At 36.8% G+C, this 16,955-nt stretch carries 15 protein-coding genes and 1 other RNA gene; 1 reads left to right on the forward strand and 15 read right to left on the reverse strand.

Translation table 11 applies throughout. The annotated features are described in order from the left end of the window. Position 1 precedes the first annotated feature (1 nt). Complete coding sequence (locus P2Q73_RS11765; RefSeq protein WP_056829557.1) at positions 2-1,669, forward strand: b(o/a)3-type cytochrome-c oxidase subunit 1; 1,668 nt, start codon at positions 2-4, stop codon at positions 1,667-1,669. Positions 1,670-1,797: 128 nt separating this feature from the next. On the opposite strand, the gene P2Q73_RS11770 is transcribed toward P2Q73_RS11765, so the two are convergent. The 15 genes from P2Q73_RS11770 to gpsB all read right to left on the reverse strand — a co-directional run bounded on the left by P2Q73_RS11770 (position 1,798) and on the right by gpsB (position 16,940). After that, positions 1,798-2,613 carry an enoyl-CoA hydratase-related protein gene (locus P2Q73_RS11770; RefSeq protein ID WP_275787263.1) on the reverse strand — a complete coding sequence of 272 codons (816 nt, stop codon included), beginning with the start codon at positions 2,611-2,613 and terminating at the stop codon, positions 1,798-1,800. 59 nt (positions 2,614-2,672) lie between these two features. Next, on the reverse strand, positions 2,673-3,833 hold the full coding sequence (locus P2Q73_RS11775) for a CaiB/BaiF CoA transferase family protein (RefSeq protein ID WP_056829553.1): 1,161 nt from the start codon (positions 3,831-3,833) through the stop codon (positions 2,673-2,675). A gap of 36 nt (positions 3,834-3,869) precedes the next feature. After that, positions 3,870-4,334, reverse strand: a complete 465-nt coding sequence (locus P2Q73_RS11780; protein WP_056829551.1) for a MaoC family dehydratase — start codon at positions 4,332-4,334, stop codon at positions 3,870-3,872. Positions 4,335-4,346: 12 nt separating this feature from the next. After that, a complete protein-coding gene (locus P2Q73_RS11785) occupies positions 4,347-5,228 on the reverse strand; it encodes an HpcH/HpaI aldolase/citrate lyase family protein (protein WP_275787266.1) in 882 nt (293 codons plus the stop codon). Next, on the reverse strand, positions 5,221-5,991 hold the full coding sequence (locus tag P2Q73_RS11790) for an IclR family transcriptional regulator (RefSeq protein WP_275787268.1): 771 nt from the start codon (positions 5,989-5,991) through the stop codon (positions 5,221-5,223). The genes P2Q73_RS11785 and P2Q73_RS11790 overlap by 8 nt, the downstream gene beginning before the upstream one ends. A gap of 24 nt (positions 5,992-6,015) precedes the next feature. After that, entirely contained in the window at positions 6,016-7,308 is a 1,293-nt protein-coding gene (locus P2Q73_RS11795; RefSeq protein WP_056829544.1) for a TRAP transporter large permease, read from the reverse strand. Further along, a complete protein-coding gene (locus P2Q73_RS11800) occupies positions 7,305-7,835 on the reverse strand; it encodes a TRAP transporter small permease (RefSeq protein ID WP_275787269.1) in 531 nt (176 codons plus the stop codon). Before P2Q73_RS11800 ends, P2Q73_RS11795 begins: the two co-directional genes overlap by 4 nt. A 45-nt stretch (positions 7,836-7,880) precedes the next feature. Beyond that, positions 7,881-8,918 carry a TRAP transporter substrate-binding protein gene (locus P2Q73_RS11805; RefSeq protein WP_056829540.1) on the reverse strand — a complete coding sequence of 346 codons (1,038 nt, stop codon included), beginning with the start codon at positions 8,916-8,918 and terminating at the stop codon, positions 7,881-7,883. A 26-nt stretch (positions 8,919-8,944) separates the two neighbouring features. Further along, entirely contained in the window at positions 8,945-9,295 is a 351-nt protein-coding gene (locus P2Q73_RS11810) for a cupin domain-containing protein (RefSeq protein ID WP_056829538.1), read from the reverse strand. A gap of 353 nt (positions 9,296-9,648) precedes the next feature. Continuing rightward, a complete protein-coding gene (locus P2Q73_RS11815; protein ID WP_275787273.1) occupies positions 9,649-11,148 on the reverse strand; it encodes a carboxypeptidase M32 in 1,500 nt (499 codons plus the stop codon). Positions 11,149-11,197: 49 nt separating this feature from the next. Next, on the reverse strand, positions 11,198-13,099 hold the full coding sequence (locus P2Q73_RS11820; RefSeq protein ID WP_056829534.1) for an ATP-dependent DNA helicase: 1,902 nt from the start codon (positions 13,097-13,099) through the stop codon (positions 11,198-11,200). Between the two features lie 89 nt (positions 13,100-13,188). Further along, positions 13,189-14,316, reverse strand: a complete 1,128-nt coding sequence (locus P2Q73_RS11825; protein ID WP_056829532.1) for a THUMP domain-containing class I SAM-dependent RNA methyltransferase — start codon at positions 14,314-14,316, stop codon at positions 13,189-13,191. Continuing rightward, complete coding sequence (locus P2Q73_RS11830) at positions 14,316-16,043, reverse strand: putative bifunctional diguanylate cyclase/phosphodiesterase (protein ID WP_275787278.1); 1,728 nt, start codon at positions 16,041-16,043, stop codon at positions 14,316-14,318. The genes P2Q73_RS11825 and P2Q73_RS11830 overlap by 1 nt, the downstream gene beginning before the upstream one ends. A 143-nt stretch (positions 16,044-16,186) precedes the next feature. Continuing rightward, an RNA gene (gene rnpB / locus P2Q73_RS11835) (RNase P RNA component class B) lies at positions 16,187-16,574 on the reverse strand. Between the two features lie 63 nt (positions 16,575-16,637). Then, positions 16,638-16,940, reverse strand: coding sequence for a cell division regulator GpsB (gpsB, locus tag P2Q73_RS11840; RefSeq protein WP_275787281.1), 303 nt, complete (start codon positions 16,938-16,940; stop codon positions 16,638-16,640). Positions 16,941-16,955: the final 15 nt, after the last annotated feature.

Below are 16,955 nucleotides of genomic sequence, written 5' to 3' on the forward strand. Positions count from 1 at the left end.
TATGACAACTATTACAGAAAAAGCGAAAGACTTAGTAAAAGTAGATAAAAGAGACGGAAAACTAGCACTCGCCCATATATATGTTGCTTTCATCGCATTAGCGATTGGTGGGCTTTGTGGTCTTTTACAAACATTAGTGCGCTCTGGTACATTTACACTCCCTTGGGGAATCGGCTATTATCAAGTTTTAACGGTTCATGGTGTTTTACTAGGACTAATTTTAACAACCTATTTTATTTTTGGTTTTCAAATTGCTGCCGTTAGCCGTACTGCTGGTACATTAACTAATAAACAAAGATTGTTTGGATGGATCGGTTTCTGGACAATGACAATCGGTACAACTGCTGCTTCCGTTATGGTTTTGTTAAATGAAGCATCTGTACTGTATACTTTCTATGCTCCACTACAAGCTCACTGGATTTTCTACGTAGGAATGGCTTTAGTAGTTGTGGGATCATGGATTGGTGGAGCAGGCCAGATAATGAAATACATCGAATGGAGAAAGGCTAATCCTGGTCAACCTAGTCCATTATTAACTTTTATGGTTGTAGTGAATTTGGCAATGTGGATTATTTGTTCACTTGGTGTAGCGGTGGAAGTTGTTTTCCAACTGATCCCATGGTCATTGGGTTGGGTAGATAAAGTGGATGTTCTGCTTTCCCGTACATTATTCTGGTATTTCGGTCACCCATTAGTATATTTCTGGTTATTGCCAGCATATATGGTTTGGTATGTTATAATCCCTAAAATTATTGGAGGAAAAATTTTCTCTGATGCACTCGCTAGATTGTCATTCATGTTATTTTTACTTTTCTCTATTCCAGTAGGATTCCACCATCAGTTAACTGAGCCAGGAATCAGTTCTTTCTGGAAGTTCCTGCAAGTTGTATTAACATTAATGGTTGTTATCCCTTCTCTATTAACTGCATTTTCTATGTTTGCAACTTTTGAGTTACGTGGGCGTGCATTAGGTGGAAAAGGTATATTTGGATGGTTAAAAAAATTACCATGGGGAGATGCTCGTTTCTTAGTTCCTTTTATCGGAATGGCTGCATTTATCCCTGCTGGTGCTGGTGGAATAATTAATGCCTCTCACCAGATGAACCAAGTAGTTCATAATACTATCTGGGTAACTGGCCACTTCCATTTGACAGTAGCTACAACTGTTGTGTTAACTTTCTTCGGTGCAGCATACTGGCTCCTCCCACATCTAACAGGGAGAGTATTAACAAAGCAAATGAACAGACTTGCTATTATTCAAGGTATTGTTTGGGCATTTGGAATGAGTATCATGTCAGGTGCAATGCATATTGTCGGTTTATTTGGAGCACCTCGTCGTTCGGACTTCTCTACTTATGGAGGTTCTGAACAAGCGGCAGAATGGATTCCCTATCAAATTGCACAAGCAGTTGGTGGCACCATTCTATTCATAGGGATCATATTAGTCCTTTATATTGTTATAAACTTAATATGGTTTGCTCCAAAAGGAGAAACTGAATTCCCTATCGGTGAAGTTTCTGAACATGCTGAGAAAACACCTATGGTACTGGAGAATTGGAAAATTTGGTTAACCATTTGTATTGCTTTAATTTTATTTGCTTATACAGTTCCCCTAATCGATATGATTCAAAATGCACCACCTGGATCAAAAGGATATAAATTCTGGTAATCGGTATCGTGAATAAAGTAATTTACAAAATTTACAGATAATTGAGCGAGGAGGAAGTGAATAACACACTTCCCTCCTCGCCTATTTTTGTAAATGGCCCATTTTAGATTTGTTAGTGATTGCATAATCTATTTTTCTTTCATAAATTTATTTCTAAGTTCAATTAGGGCATCTTCATGACCCTGATGAAACACACTTATGGCCATCTGGGATGAAACATAATCCAATGATTGCTTCAGAGACATAGTCTGTGATTCTTTCACAATTCGTTTTGTCATTTGGATTACTTCTTGAGGTTTCTTTAGTATCCCTTCACAGTAGTTTTGAATAAATCCATACAATTCATCATGAGGGACAACGTGACTCAACATTTTTAACTTTAGTCCTTCTTCGGCACTTAAAACTTTGCCTGTCCAAAGCATTTCCAATGCCATGTCCATTCCGATAATTCTTGGCAAATAATATCCTCCGCCATCACCTGGGACGATTCCGGCGTTTATATAGGTTTCACCTAATTTTGCCTGGTCAGAGGCGATTCTTATATCGCACATCAAAGCCATGTCAAGCCCAGCCCCCATTGCATGACCATTGATTGCCGCAATCATCGGTTTATCTATCTCTTCCATTAAGAGTGGAATTCGTTGGATGTTCTTCCAAAGGCTATTTTTCACATCCAATGGTGTACTTCTAAAATCAGTCTCATCTAATTCTTTCTTGGCTAAAAATCCTTTCTGATTTATCATTGACTTCACATCACCACCTGCACAGAAGGCACGTCCATTACCAGTAACTACTCCGATATGAATATCTGGATTATTCCTTATCTCCTCCAACGCCTTAATCCATAAATCAATCCTTTCTTTGCTAAAGGCATTCATCTGGAGCGGTCGATTCAAAGTAATCGTAGCGATATGATTTTTCACAAGAAATATTAAATCAGCCATAAAATACTCCCCCATATGTAATAGAGTCGGCACTAATGATGATAGCCGACTCTTCTTATTTATTTCCCGTCTTTATCCCGCAACTGAAGTCCCTTTAATAACTCTTCATTATGTTCTCCCAAGTTCGGTGCATAGCGGCTTAATTCGACAGGAGTTTCCGAGAATGTTACTGGGAACTTCATATCTCTTATTTCTCCTTCCGTCGGATGATGGACAGTTCTAAAGAAATTAATGTCATTCAAATGAGTATCCTTAAATAGGTCATCAGGTGTATTGATATTTGTGCAAGGAATATCAGCATTCACTAATAAGTAGAGCCATGTTTCAGTCGTTTTCTCAGCTATTATTTCCTCAATCATACTGTAAACATAATCTATATTTTGTGTCCTAACCTCCATATCAACAAATCTTTCGTCTGCTGCCAACTCTTGGTGACCCGACACTTCAAAGAAAGATTTCCATTGTTTATCATTGTAGATCATTACACCTATGTAACCATCCTTAGTCTTATATGGCTTTCGGTAAGGAGAAGTAACACGTGAATAATAGGTTGAGCCTTTTGCTGGAATAAATGTCTCCCCATACATATGCTCAATCATATTGTATGAAACCATCGTCTCAAACATTGGCACTTCAATTTCCTGACCGACCCCTTTTTGCTGGCGATAAAGCAATGCAGCCAAAATCGAACTGAGACCGACAAGCCCGGCAGTCTTGTCAGCCAAAACAGTTGCCAAGTATTGGGGAGATCCTGAAACCTTCCCTTGGGCAGACACAATTCCTGATGCAGCCTGAATAATGTCATCGTAAGCAGGCTTGTCACCATACGGCCCTTCTTTACTAAACCCATACATCCCACAGTAAATTAGTTGACTATTTACTTTCCTGAGGTGTTCATAGGAAAGGCCGAGTCTTTCCATCGTTTTAGGTCTCATCGTATGAACGAGAACATCTGCATCTTTTACAAGGGCCATCATCGTTTCCAACCCATCTTTACTCTTTAGATCAAGAGTAACGCTCCGCTTATTGCGGTTTAAATGGAGAAAGAGACTTCCCATTCCACGGTTTTTCGATGGTCCGAGATACCGTGTCGTATCCCCTGATGGGCTTTCAATTTTAATGACATCAGCCCCCATATCTGCTAACATGAGTGTGCAATATGGACCCATTACAACTGAAGTAAGATCAAGTACACGAATACCTTCCAACGGTCCACTCATCTGTTCTCCTCCTAAACTTTTAAATAAAATGATTAATTATTTACTCGTACTTGGTTTTTTTAACATAAGACCCGCTCGCTTTGTCTTTACCACCAACTCCCCATGCTGGTTATAGCCTCTTTGTTCAAACCAGACGATTCCAGTGCCAGCACGTGATTTTGACTCACGTTTACCAACAATCTCCGTCTCAGCGCGGAGTGTATCCCCGATTCGAACAGGTGCAGGAAACGTAGTCTCTTCAAAACCTAAATTACCTAGCGTTGTCCCTTCTGTTAATTCTGCAACTCCTACTCCTACGACAAAAGATAAGGTGAAAAGGCTATTAACGATTCGTCCTCCATGAATTGTCCCTTTTGAATACTCCTCATCTAAATGTAGTGATTGCGTATTATGGGTCAAAGTTGTAAACAACAAGTTATCCGTTTCTGTAACTGTACGTCCAGGCAGGTGTTTATAGACATCACCAATCATTAATTCCTCATAATATTTTCCGCCTGACATGGTTTCTCCTCCTTACTTGCTTGTCTGATGTAGGTGTTGATAGATATCCAATATTTCCCTTGCTGTTTTCACATGGGCATAATCAATATGCTCGCCCTGGTACATGATGGCCGTTTCGCCATTGCTTTCTGCTAACTCAAATGCATCCACCAAACCACGATAGTAGATGATTTCATCCTCTGAAGGAGAGTAAATTTCATTTACAATCGAGACATTAGATGGATGTAGAATCAGCTCGCCAGCAAACCCCAACTGTCGATTGAACGCTGCACTTCTCTTTAACCCATCTAGATTATGAACATCTTGCCAAAGACCACCAATTGGTAGGATTCCTGCAGCACGTGCAGCCATCACAACTTTAGAACGCATATATAAAGTCTCCAAGCCTTCATTCGTCCATTTATATCCGAGTGCACGAGCTACATCCCCATTTTTGGCACTTAAACCCGCTATTCCTATAACGCGTTCACAAATAGCAATTTCATACGCCATCTGCATCGATTTTGCTGTTTCAAGGATAGGTAGGAGTTTTACCGTCCCTCTAGGGATTCCTTGATCGTGCTCCAAATTTTCCAGAACTTTCGAAATCGATTCAATGTCATCAGGACCATACAATTTTGGCAAAACAAGACCTTTAATACCCTTCACTACGACAGCCCTTAAATCCTCCAAATCGAATTCTTCCTCTTTATTGATTCGGACAAATACATTTATACCTTTAGAGCATAGATGAGGAATCGCTTCAGCTACATAGCCCCGTGCCTCACCTTTCAAATGCAATGGAACACTATCTTCCAAATCGAGAATGACACCATCCGCTCCAAAGGTAGGAATTTTATCAAACCACTTTTGCTTAATCCCTGGTACAAAAAGAAACGTTCGATAGTTATTCAATAGAATCCTCCCTCCTTTCCACTTTCCTATAACCTAATTTATAGGAAATATTAAGAGCAGCCTCTTTTATTTTTTCTATATACGAACCTTCGAACTCTTTTTGATAATCACCTATAGGAATTACACAAATTATGCTGCCTATTACCTTACTACCAGCATCAAAAATTGGTGCTCCAATACTGAGAGCTCCTTCTTTCCGCTCATTAGCTGTAATTGCATACCCTTGGCTTTTAATTTTTTTAAGTTCCTCTTTAATTTCATTTCTTTTATCTTGTGATTCTCCTTCTTTATCAAATACATCTTCAATTTCAGAATCTGAAAGATATGCGAGTATCGTTTTACCACTGGCTGCAATGTGGACCGGCTGTAAAACACCGATTTCTAAGACATACTGGAGTGCAAATGAACTTTTAACACTATCAACAAACGAAAGCTTTGTATGTTGCGGATAATAAAGTCCAAAATATACGGAGTGCCGTAATTCTGATGCCAGACTTTCCAGTTGTGGACGAGCTACTCGTTTCACATCTACATTAGTAGAAACGATTGATGCCATTCTGATGAAGTCAGATCCGACTCTATATTTATTAGTTAACTCCGAATACTCTAAAATATGCTCGTCCTTTAACATGGAAATCATTCGATGGGTACTACTTACAGGCATCTTAAGATATCTGGAGAGTTCATTCACTCCCCACTCGTTTTGTATATCAGTAAATGCTCTAAGTATAGAAAAAGTTTTAGAGATGACATTTGAATTCATATTAATTTCCTTCCTAATTTTGCTTTATTTAATCATTAATTCGGGAAGCCATAATGTAATGAATGGCATTAAAATTAACAATACTAGTATAAACAGATCCATGATGACAAACCAAGTTACCCCTTTAAATCCTTCCGCAGTCTTAACTCCTGCAGCTCCTGTTGCAACAAAGACGTTCATACCGACTGGAGGTGTTACCAATCCTATTTCTACAGTTTTCGTCACAATAATTCCAAACCATACTGGATCGAAACCAAGCGATGTGATGATTGGGAATGTTAATGGAAGTGTCAAAATAAGAATTGCTATTTGGTCCATAAAGAATCCTAAAATTAGATAGATGATGATAATAATTGCCAATATCCAATATTTAGATGTATCCAACCCTTCAACTATTCCAACAATTCGCTGGGTAGACTGAGTCAATGTTAAGAAGTAACTGAAAATATGTGCCCCAATGATAATCGTCATTATCATCGTAGTAGATTTGATAGTATCAGTAAGTGCTTCTCCAAATTTGTTAAGATTCATTCTTCCCATGATAAATACAACGACTAATGTAATAAAAGCACCCATCGCTCCTGCTTCCGTAGCTGTTACTAGTCCGCTATAAATTCCTCCAATAACAGCAAGGATAATGATAAGCATCGGCCATATATTCTTTAGTGCAACAAACTTCTCTTTTATGGTAGGATTGATTTCAATTTTTGGTGCAATTTCGGGCTTAAATTTTACCCAAACGAAAATGACAATAATATAACCTAGAGCTGTAAGAACCCCAGGTATAATTCCAGCAATGAGTAGGGACCCAACACCTGTTTCAGTTAAAATTCCATAAAGGATTAAGATAATGCTTGGTGGAATCATGACTGCCAAGGTTCCGGCCATACTAACAACGCCCATAGTAAAAGCTGTATCGTAGTTGTATTTTTTCATTTCTGGTGCAGCTGCTTTCGACATGGCTGCGGCAGAAGCCTGACTCGAACCTGAAACTGATGCCATCATCGCCCCTGCAAACACTGTCGCAATTCCAAGTCCTCCTGGCAATTTTCCAAGCCATTTGTATGCAGCCTGAAAGAGATCCTTCATAATTCCACTGACTGTCATTAATGAAGCCATGAGAATGAACATTGGAATCGAGGTCATTATGAAACTTTTAACACTGTCATAAGGTGCTGTCTGCATAATTCCTAAAAATGAATCCCATCCGCTGTTCATAAGTAATCCAATAGATCCTGCAATTCCTAAAGCAAAAGCAATAGGCATTCCGAAGGCTAAAAATAGTAAAAGTAAAATAAGCGGTATTGCAACACTCATAGCATTTCACTCCCATCAGAAGGATCTGTTTCACTGTATTTACCTTTTCCTATAGCGAGAAGTAAAGCCAGTAATATCAACCTAATAACCAATAAGAATGAACCAATCGGAATCCATATATAAGATAGCCATAAAGGTAAATTGATAAGGCCAGCCGCAACATAATTAAATTGCAATGCTTCTAGTGTCATATTGAACCCTTTCAAACCGATGAAAAAAAACATCACTGCCGCGAACACGTAATAGATGATATTCAGAACATCCTGCACTCGTTTCGGAAATCGATCGAATAGAATGTCAAGGCGGATATGTCCGTCTATTTTCTGTACAAAGCTCATGCTTAAAAACACAAGTGCCACCATCAAATACAATTCAATCGTTTCATAAGCTCCTATAATAGATTGCTTTAAAAAATATCGGCTTATTGCATCTGCGGTCGTTAATAACATCATGATCACAACAGCTACTTGTGAAAGCCTCAATGAAAGAAATTCTAACTTGTCAAACCATTTTTCAATGAAGTCCATACTTCCACCTCCATAGGGACAGCGCTCTCGTTACAAGAACGCCTTTTATTTATTTAAACTAGCTTGTATTTCACGATACTTTTTGATTGTTTCTTTAGCATTGAAACCACGGCTTTCCAAATCTTGTGCCCAACGGTCCCATGAAGGTTCAAGAACCTTATCCCACTGGGCGGATTCTGCTTCACTTAACTCGTATACTTCCATTTCTTCGGCATATTGTTCTGCCAATTCCTCGTTTTTCTCATCCAGGAATTTCGATAAGTGTGCGACAGTTTCGTCCCCCGCTTGGGATATCGCTTCCTTCACTCCTTGAGGTAAAGATTGATAGACTTCATCATTAATGGAATAAACTACAGCAAAACTACCTAGATTGGCACCTTTAGTTGTGTACTTAGCAATTGCCTCAATTTGATAGGCGGCAAAACTTGTGAATGGAAATGTGACCCCATCGACAGTACCTCGCTCCATTGCTGTATAAGCTTCCGTAGCTGGCATGAAAATCGGGGAAGCGCCAAGTTCGTCAAAACCGAACTCCATTGTCCCTGTTACACGTGCCTTTGTACCTTTGATATCTTCAATACTTTTAATCGGCTTTTCTGCTGTCACGTACTGATATTGAGGTAAAGCAACTGCAAAGATTGGACGTACATCATGTTTCAAATACTCTTCTTCCGTTAAATAGTCTTTCATTAGCTTCCAAAAGATTTCGGAACCCTCTTGGGACGAACTATAAGCACCTGGCAGAGTTGCAACTTCTGTCAAGGGTAGACGCTCAGTAGAATAGGATGTATATCCGATGTCCACTGTTTTAGACAATGTCAAATCAAGATAACTGCTCGCTTTTCCAATCTGTTCGGCAGGATAATGTTCGAATTCTACTTTACCGTCTGTTAATTCCTCTACACGATTCATGAAGAACAAAGTACCTTCTGACGAAAGATAATTTGTAGTAGGAAGTGAATCCGCTATCTTCAGCTTAATAACCCCGTCTCTTTCATTGCCCTGAACTGTATTTCCACATCCTGAGACGAGTATTAAAATAGAAAGACTTAGCAAAGCTACTACTTTTTTCATTTCTTTCATTGCACCCATTCCCTTCAGTTATTATTTCATCCCTTCACTTTTTGAGGGGAATACATGAGGACAAAACGCAAAAGACTTTCTCCTATATTTTTCACTTCATGCATCGCCATTTTAGGAATCCAAATTACATCTCCTTTAGACAGGACTCCCTCCTTTTCATTGATGACAATATGCATCTTACCTTCCAATATGTACATGATTTGCTCCATATCCTTATGGAAATGTGGATCTGCTAACCCGCCTGGTTCCATCTCTCCAATAATGACCTCCAAATTCTCAATACCCTCAGCCGGTCCTACTAGACGACGGTTGTATGTTCCTTCATGTCCAGGTGGTGAATAAATCTCAACATCCCTCTCGTTCTTCCAATAAACCATTACCATTACCCCTTTCAAATTCTCTTCTGAATACGCTTACATTAAATTCAAAAAATAAACATCATTCCATTATTCGGAATACCGTTCCATTTACAAAATTAGTTTAACATAAGGAATTTTATAAAACAATATGTTTTCTGAAAATTCCTTCTAATGAAAAAGTATGATTTTTGTAACATGACTATTTACTTAAGTTGCTTTTATTATGACTGAACAATAAAAAAAGTATCCAAAACTGTCAGAGTGACAATTGGATACCTAGAAAGTTAAATGTATTTTACTGAAGCGGATGAAAAAACTATAGACAACTCGTTTTTAAGTTTGTCTACAATCTTGTAAAAAGTAGCAGTATTTTATAATTGATAAATTTTAGTATATTTATCTTCTAAATAATCTGCCAAGTAATTACCATTAAGCCCTTCACCTGTTGCATCTTTTAGTATTTCCAACGGTTTTTTAAGTGCACCGTACTGATGGACATTTTGGGTGAGCCAAGATTTGATAGGAGATAAATCCCCTTGTTCAAATAGTTCGTCAAAATTCGGGATATCCTTTAACATAGCCGCCTTAAACTGTGAAGCATACATATAACCTAAAGCATAGGAAGGGAAATATCCGAAGCTTGCTCCCGCCCAATGAACGTCTTGCAGTATTCCTTCTGCATTAGTAGAAGGTCGTACTCCTAAATATTCCTCATATTTCGCGTTCCAGATTTCAGGCAGTTCTTCAACCTTTAAATCTCCATTAAATAGACCTTTCTCGATTTCGTAACGAATCATTATATGAAGTGCATACGTAAGTTCATCTGCTTCAATACGAATAAGGGAGGGCTTGACTTCATTTATTGCACGCAAAAATTCCTCCATTGATACATTTCCGAATTGCTCTGGAGAATAGCTTTGTAACTTTTCATAGTTTTGTTCCCAAAACTTCGGGTTTCTGCCAACAAAGTTTTCATAAAATAGAGACTGTGATTCATGAATTCCCATGGATGCACCACCTGCTAGAGGTGTCCCCGTTAATTCTTCCCCAACATTTTGCTCATAAATGGCATGACCACACTCATGAATAGTACCAAATACAGCAGAACGAAAATCTGATTCATCGTATTTCGTTGTAATTCGGACATCTCCACGATTTAATCCGGTTGCAAATGGATGAACTGTTTCATCTAGTCTCCCCGCTTCAAAATCATAACCAAGTTGTTTTAATACATCTAAACTAAATGACTCCTGCTGCTTTTTATCGAAGTGCTTATATAAGAAATCTGTTTTCGGTTGATTTGGAGATTCTGAAATTTTCTTTAATAAAGGCACAATACGATTTCTTAAATCTCCAAATACTTTATCTAGTATTTCCGTAGTCATTCCAGGCTCGTATTGATCCAACAATACATTATATGGATTATTGTCTTTTACTCCCCAATAAGTCACAAATCTCTTTAAAGTGTCCACCATTTCTGTCAAATATGGCATGAACATCGCCCAATCGTTTTTGGACTTTGCTTCTTCCCAAACAGATTCGGATTTAGATTGAAGTATAACAAATTTTTTATATTCATCTGCAGGTATTTTTTTACTCAAATCATATTCTTTTTTCACTTCTTCAAACACACGCTTCGTTACAATATTTGCTGAAGAAATTGTAGGTTCTATTTCATCTAATAATTTCTTCAACTCGTCTGATGTGGAAAGATTAAATACATCTGTTGCAAGTACACCTACAACTTCAGAACGCTGGTCTATTCCTTTTTTCGGTGCCCCTGTGCGCATGTCCCAATATAATACACCTAATGCTTCATTGTACGCACCAATCTTTTTTACATAGTCTAAAAATTGTTGTTCTAACGTCAAAATAAATTCCCCCTTTTTTCCAACTCCACATTATCGTACCATATGACTATTATTGATGAATAGATGTTGGCAAGATTTTAACAAATCGACTTTGTAAATTTGCTTCTTCTGGGTTAAGTAGAATATGAATTTCTCCGTAATCGTTAGATGTTCTAATAAGTCTTCCGATGCCTTGTTGCAATCTTAGTAGCATAAATGGTAAATCAACTTCTTCAAATGGTTCGTTTGAAAAATTACGCTTTGCATCAAACAAAGGATCTGCTGGTGGAAACGGTAAATCTACAATAATAACTCTTGTTAAAGCTTTTTCAGGTAAATCTAGACCTTCCCATAAGTGGTAAGAGCATAATGTTGAGAAGTTACCTTCTTGAAACTCCTTAACTATTGTGGAAAGCTCTCTCTCCCCTTCAAAAACAATATCTTTAGTTAAAGGGATAGAATTTCGAAATTGGTCCATTGCTGCTTTTGATTTAAATAAAATTAATGTTTGCTGCTTATCTTCCAATAATTTAGCCACATGTTTAGCTTTGTCTTCTTGTTGTAGTTTTGTTACATTGATTTTCATCACTTCATCATAGTCAAATGGGGAAGCTACCGAAAACGATTGGTATTTTTCAACACCTAGTGAATCCGCTATATACGTAAAATCTTTTTCAATAGAAAGTGTGGCGGAAGAAAATACGATTGGCATTTTAGAAGTAAACAGTTTTTCATTTAAAATGTCTGTTACTAAACGCGGCATAATAATTAACGTTTCATGGCCATCAATAATTTCAAGCCACTCTACTCCATCCCCTTTTTCCGTGAACAAACGTAAAGAATAAACATACTGCTCTAAAAATTCTTCTACCATTCGAAGCTCATACTCAGGAATTGTAAATAATTCTGACTCAAAGACAAATTCTTCGAGTAGATCATCCGTTAAACTAATAGCTTTCTTGCATGTTTGAATAAGTAAATCTGATTTATTGATCGTCATTCGGTCTGAATCTCTGGCGATGCTATTTTTTCGAATTAAACCAAAAATCTCATCATGCGTTTCTTGTAGTTGCTCCATTAAATATAATGTTTTCTCTCTAATTCCATCTACCATGATTCTTTCTAATAAACGAACTAATGTCTCACTCTGTATTTCATACGTAAGCGCTTTTTGTGCAGCAAATTCTAATAGATGTCCCTCATCCAATACAATCATTGATACTTCTGGCAATAAAGGAAGCTGTCCCTCACGAACTCTCGATTCTTTTGTCCAAATATGTTCCATTAAAAATTCATGAGAACATATAAGCAAATCTGCCGATTCTCTATAATTTTGACGATGAATAGTTTGACCACAACGATTACGCAAATCACAAACCATACACTGCTGAGTCGGATGAAAATTTACTTTTTGCCAATCTTCATCACTTACCCCAGAAAATTGGCTTCTTTCTCCATAGGGAAATATTTTCTGAAGAGAGGAATGACCATAAACAAAATCCGGAATTAGATCCTCTATTTCCTCTATGAAATAATCATTATCTAAATCTTTTTGAGCATCCTCTAATCGTTTTAAACAAAGATATTGATTTCTTGATTTTGCTAGACGTACATCAATCTTAATATCTAAATAATTTTGCAGTTTAAAAATATCGCCTGCTTCTTTAACTAATTGTTCAATTAACGTTTCATCTGCACATGCGATTAAAGCAGGTTTTCCCGTATATCTTGCATAAGAAATTGCAGGTAACAAATAAGCAATAGTCTTCCCTGTACCTACTCCCGCCTCGGCAAATAGCACATTTTTTTCTTTTAGAGCTTTTTCAATTTGATAAGCCATAAATATTTGTTCATCACGGCACTCAAAACCTTTTTCTGGTAATTCATCGTATAATACATCTCCCATCCAATCACCTAATGATTCGAAGAAAGAGCGGTCCTTGGATAATTGAAATGGTAAAGCTTTTTTCATATATGAACTCCTCCAAAATAAAATAAGAACGGAAAGGAGTTCCTCCCTTCCGTCAAACTAATTTTTAATCTACACAAATAATCCTCTACTTAAGAACGTTTACCCCAAAATTGGTAATAATCTGTTCGAATAAATCCGTTAAATAATTTACGTTTTTTTGTTGCACGTTTACCATACAATTGTTCAAAGTTTTCCATGGATGAAAGCATATAAACAGACCAGGTAGGATACTTTTCCATTAAATATCCTAAATCGCTAATTGCTTTCTCTATTACTTCAACTTCTCCAATTCTCTCCCCGTACGGAGGGTTACCAATCATAACGCCGTCTGTAACCGTAGTGGAAAAGTCACTAGCTTGCATTTGTTTAAATGTTATAATGTCTCCAAAACCAGACTCAAAAGAATTCTGTTCCGCTACTTGAATCATTTTATGATCGATATCAGAACCTATAATTTGAAGCTCTTGATCATATCTCGCAAGATCTTCCGCTTCATTTCGTACATCATCCCATATAGTTTTAGAAATCCATGACCACGATTCACTATGGAAATCACGATTAAAGCCTGGAGCTATATTTTGTCCAATCATAGCAGCTTCAATCGGAATTGTTCCAGAACCACAAAACGGATCAACAAATGGGCGATCTGGATTCCATTTAGAAATTTTCACTAGTGCAGCAGCAAGAGTTTCTTTTAATGGAGCTTCTCCTTGTTCTTGACGATAACCGCGTTTATGCAGACCAACACCACTAGTATCAATTGTGATCGTTGCTATATCTTTTAAAATACTTATTTCAATTTTATATGTTGCTCCTGATTCATCTAGAAATCCTATGCGCTTATACGCTAGCTTAAGACGCTCTACAATTGCTTTTTTTACAATAGCTTGACAGTCCGGAACACTAAAGAGAGTAGACTTAACTGATTTTCCTTGTACAGGAAATGCAGCATCTACTGTTAAAAACTTTTCCCATTGAATTGCTTTTGTTTTTTCAAAAAGCTCGTCAAATGTTTTAGCTGGAAATTGTGCGACTACAATTTTCACACGATCTGCAACACGCAACCAAATATTTGCTTTGGCGATTGCTCTTTCATCACCTTCGAAATAAATTTTTCCATTTTCAGTAGTTGTTTCATAACCTAGTGCCTTTACTTCATCTGCTACAATCGATTCTAACCCCATTGCGGATGTTGCTACTAATTTAAATTTTGTCATTATACATTCCTTTCTTGCTTATGAATTTCCCATAATTCGATGAAATCCAAAAGCTCTGAGCTTGGAATTGGCCTGCTATAATAATATCCTTGGATGATATCACAATCCATTTCCTTTAAAAGCTTAACTTGATCTTTCGTTTCTACACCTTCAGCTACTACTTTTATATGTAAACGGTGGGCCATCATTATAATACAATCTACGATGGCTTGTTTATCTTTTAAAGAGGTAATTTGTTGAACAAAACTACTGTCTATCTTCAAAAAATTTAGTGGAAAACGATTTAGATAACTTAAAGAAGAATAACCTGTTCCAAAGTCATCAATAGAAATTTTGAATCCCATATTTTTTAGTTTGATTAATTTGTTGACTATATCTTTCGCGTCTTTCATAACCGTCCGTTCTGTCAACTCTAATTCTAATTGGCTTGGACTACAATTATATTGCACAAGAATTGCATTTATTCTTTCCATAAAATCATCTTGTTGGAAATGTAATGATGCAATATTAATTGAAATTGGCAAGTGGAGAATCCCTTTACTTCTCCAATCCATTATATCTAGGCATACTTTTTCCAGTATCAATTCACTTAATGGAATAATTAAACCAGTATCCTCTGCGTAAGGAATAAATTCTCCTGGTGAAACGTTGCCTAACTTATCATTTTCCCATCTAACAAGTGCTTCAACACCTATAATTTCTTGGTTACCAACTGATATTTTAGGTTGATAATAAATATGGAATTCTTTTGTTTGAATGGCTTTTCTAAGTTCTGCTTCTAAAAGAAGTAACCGTTTAGAATCTTTTTTTAACTCCTCGAAATAAAAAGCATATTGATTTCGTCCATTCTGTTTAGCAAAATACATTGCTTTATCCGCTTTATGAATAAGTTTTTCTGCATCTATACCATCTTGCGGAAAAATACTAATTCCTATACTTGAAGTGATATATATTTCGTTTCCATCGATATAAAAGGGTTTGTTTAAAGATTTAATAATTTCTTTAGCTTGACGAGCTGCATCTTTTTGATGGTGAATATCATTTAAAGTCAGTAAAAACTCATCTCCACCATATCGAGCAAATATATTTTTCTCTTTTACGATTAATTTAATACGATTGGCAACTTCTGTTAATATTAAATCTCCAACATCATTTCCTACTGTCTCATTGATATGTTTAAAACGATCTAAATCAATAAAAAGTAATGCATGTTTATGATTAAGTGATTGAGGAAAACTAATTAATTCATTTAATGATTCTTTAAACGTCGATCTATTAGCTAAATTCGTTAATTGATCCGTAAGGGTCAACTCTTCTAACTCTCTTTCTATTACTTTTTTACGAGATATATCTGAAAAAACTCCAAAATAATTGGTAACCTCTCCAGCGCTATTCACTATACTTGCAATTGATAATAGTTCTGGATAAATTTCACCACTTTTTCTTTTATTCCAGATTTCCCCCCGCCAAACACCTTTCGTATTAAGTTCATTCCACATATTTTTATAGAACGAAGCATCTTGCATACCAGATTGTAAAATACGAGGATTTTTACCTCGAACATCATCCATCGAATACCCTGTAACCATTTCAAAAGCAGCATTTACAAGAGAAATGTGCATTTGTCCATCGGTAATCATTATACCTTCAGTTGTAGAATGAAATACTTCCTCTACTAATTTATTTGGGTATAAATAAAATTGTTCAGGTTGTTGTTTTTTCTTCACAATCAAATACCTGCCTTTGTTTACGCTACAAAGTAATAATCAAAAATTTTTACTCCATAATTTTATGAAAAAGGTTATGTAAGATAAGAAAAGCTCTCCTCGAATGGAGAGCTTGTTTATATTATTATTTAGCCACTCATACACTCAATAAGCCATGTTTTGTCTCTACGGTACTCAAACGGTGCTTTACCTCGTACTGTGTAGATGGCAATCATCTATCTACAGAATAACTTCTGTTCTTCTATCCGTTCATTTCCTTCAAGAAGATGCCCCTACCATAATTTGGGTTTCTCACTCGTGGGGTTTACCTCGTTCCACCTGTATAGTTTCCTATACAGCTACGTCACTGTGGCACTTTCAGAGATTGTCAGCCATATCCTAAAAAGGACTTAGGCCTTCATCCCGCCGTCAGCTAAAAATAGCTGCCTTAGTTTATTTTTTCACTAAGCACGAACACTACATTCATCTCAGAATTGTGTGAGCATGGACTTTCCTCTACAATGTCTAGCATTGCAGCGATTGCCCGAATATATAAGTGGTATTCATAGTATACACGAAACTTGTCGACATTTCAACGCATTGAAATTAATATAATTATTCGTATAATTTACTTCCAAATACATGTTTCTCTAAATGTGAAAGTCGTTTCAAAATATCAAAATTCGTTGCACCAGTAGGTGGTGGTGGTGGTGCTTGCTGAGTTCTTTTCGGAGCCTCTGCCAATTCTTCTCTTAATTGCTTATTTTCTAATTGGAGTTGGGAAATTTTCTTTTCAAAAGCCTCGTAATCTTGAATAATATCATCTAAGAATATGTCAACCTCCTCTTGGTTGTACCCTCTTAAGCCTGTTTTAAATTCTTTTTCTAATATATCTGATGGTTTAAACTTCAATTCCATAGTACATCTTCCTTC

This window comes from Bacillus sp. Cr_A10, assembly GCF_029222665.1.
In the GTDB taxonomy this organism is placed as follows: Bacteria; Bacillota; Bacilli; order Bacillales_A; family Planococcaceae; genus Psychrobacillus.

Bases quoted from the DNA above. Each gene is read 5' to 3' on its own strand.
- P2Q73_RS11765 (WP_056829557.1), top strand. From the start codon at position 2: ATGACAACTATTACAGAAAAAGCGAAAGACTTAGTAAAAGTAGATAAA.
- P2Q73_RS11770 (WP_275787263.1), bottom strand. From the start codon at position 2,613: ATGGCTGATTTAATATTTCTTGTGAAAAATCATATCGCTACGATTACT.
- P2Q73_RS11775 (WP_056829553.1), bottom strand. From the start codon at position 3,833: ATGAGTGGACCGTTGGAAGGTATTCGTGTACTTGATCTTACTTCAGTT.
- P2Q73_RS11780 (WP_056829551.1), bottom strand. From the start codon at position 4,334: ATGTCAGGCGGAAAATATTATGAGGAATTAATGATTGGTGATGTCTAT.
- P2Q73_RS11790 (WP_275787268.1), bottom strand. From the start codon at position 5,991: ATGAATTCAAATGTCATCTCTAAAACTTTTTCTATACTTAGAGCATTT.
- P2Q73_RS11795 (WP_056829544.1), bottom strand. From the start codon at position 7,308: ATGAGTGTTGCAATACCGCTTATTTTACTTTTACTATTTTTAGCCTTC.
- P2Q73_RS11800 (WP_275787269.1), bottom strand. From the start codon at position 7,835: ATGGACTTCATTGAAAAATGGTTTGACAAGTTAGAATTTCTTTCATTG.
- P2Q73_RS11805 (WP_056829540.1), bottom strand. From the start codon at position 8,918: ATGAAAGAAATGAAAAAAGTAGTAGCTTTGCTAAGTCTTTCTATTTTA.
- P2Q73_RS11810 (WP_056829538.1), bottom strand. From the start codon at position 9,295: ATGGTTTATTGGAAGAACGAGAGGGATGTTGAGATTTATTCACCACCT.
- P2Q73_RS11820 (WP_056829534.1), bottom strand. From the start codon at position 13,099: ATGAAAAAAGCTTTACCATTTCAATTATCCAAGGACCGCTCTTTCTTC.
- P2Q73_RS11825 (WP_056829532.1), bottom strand. From the start codon at position 14,316: ATGACAAAATTTAAATTAGTAGCAACATCCGCAATGGGGTTAGAATCG.
- gpsB (WP_275787281.1), bottom strand. From the start codon at position 16,940: ATGGAATTGAAGTTTAAACCATCAGATATATTAGAAAAAGAATTTAAA.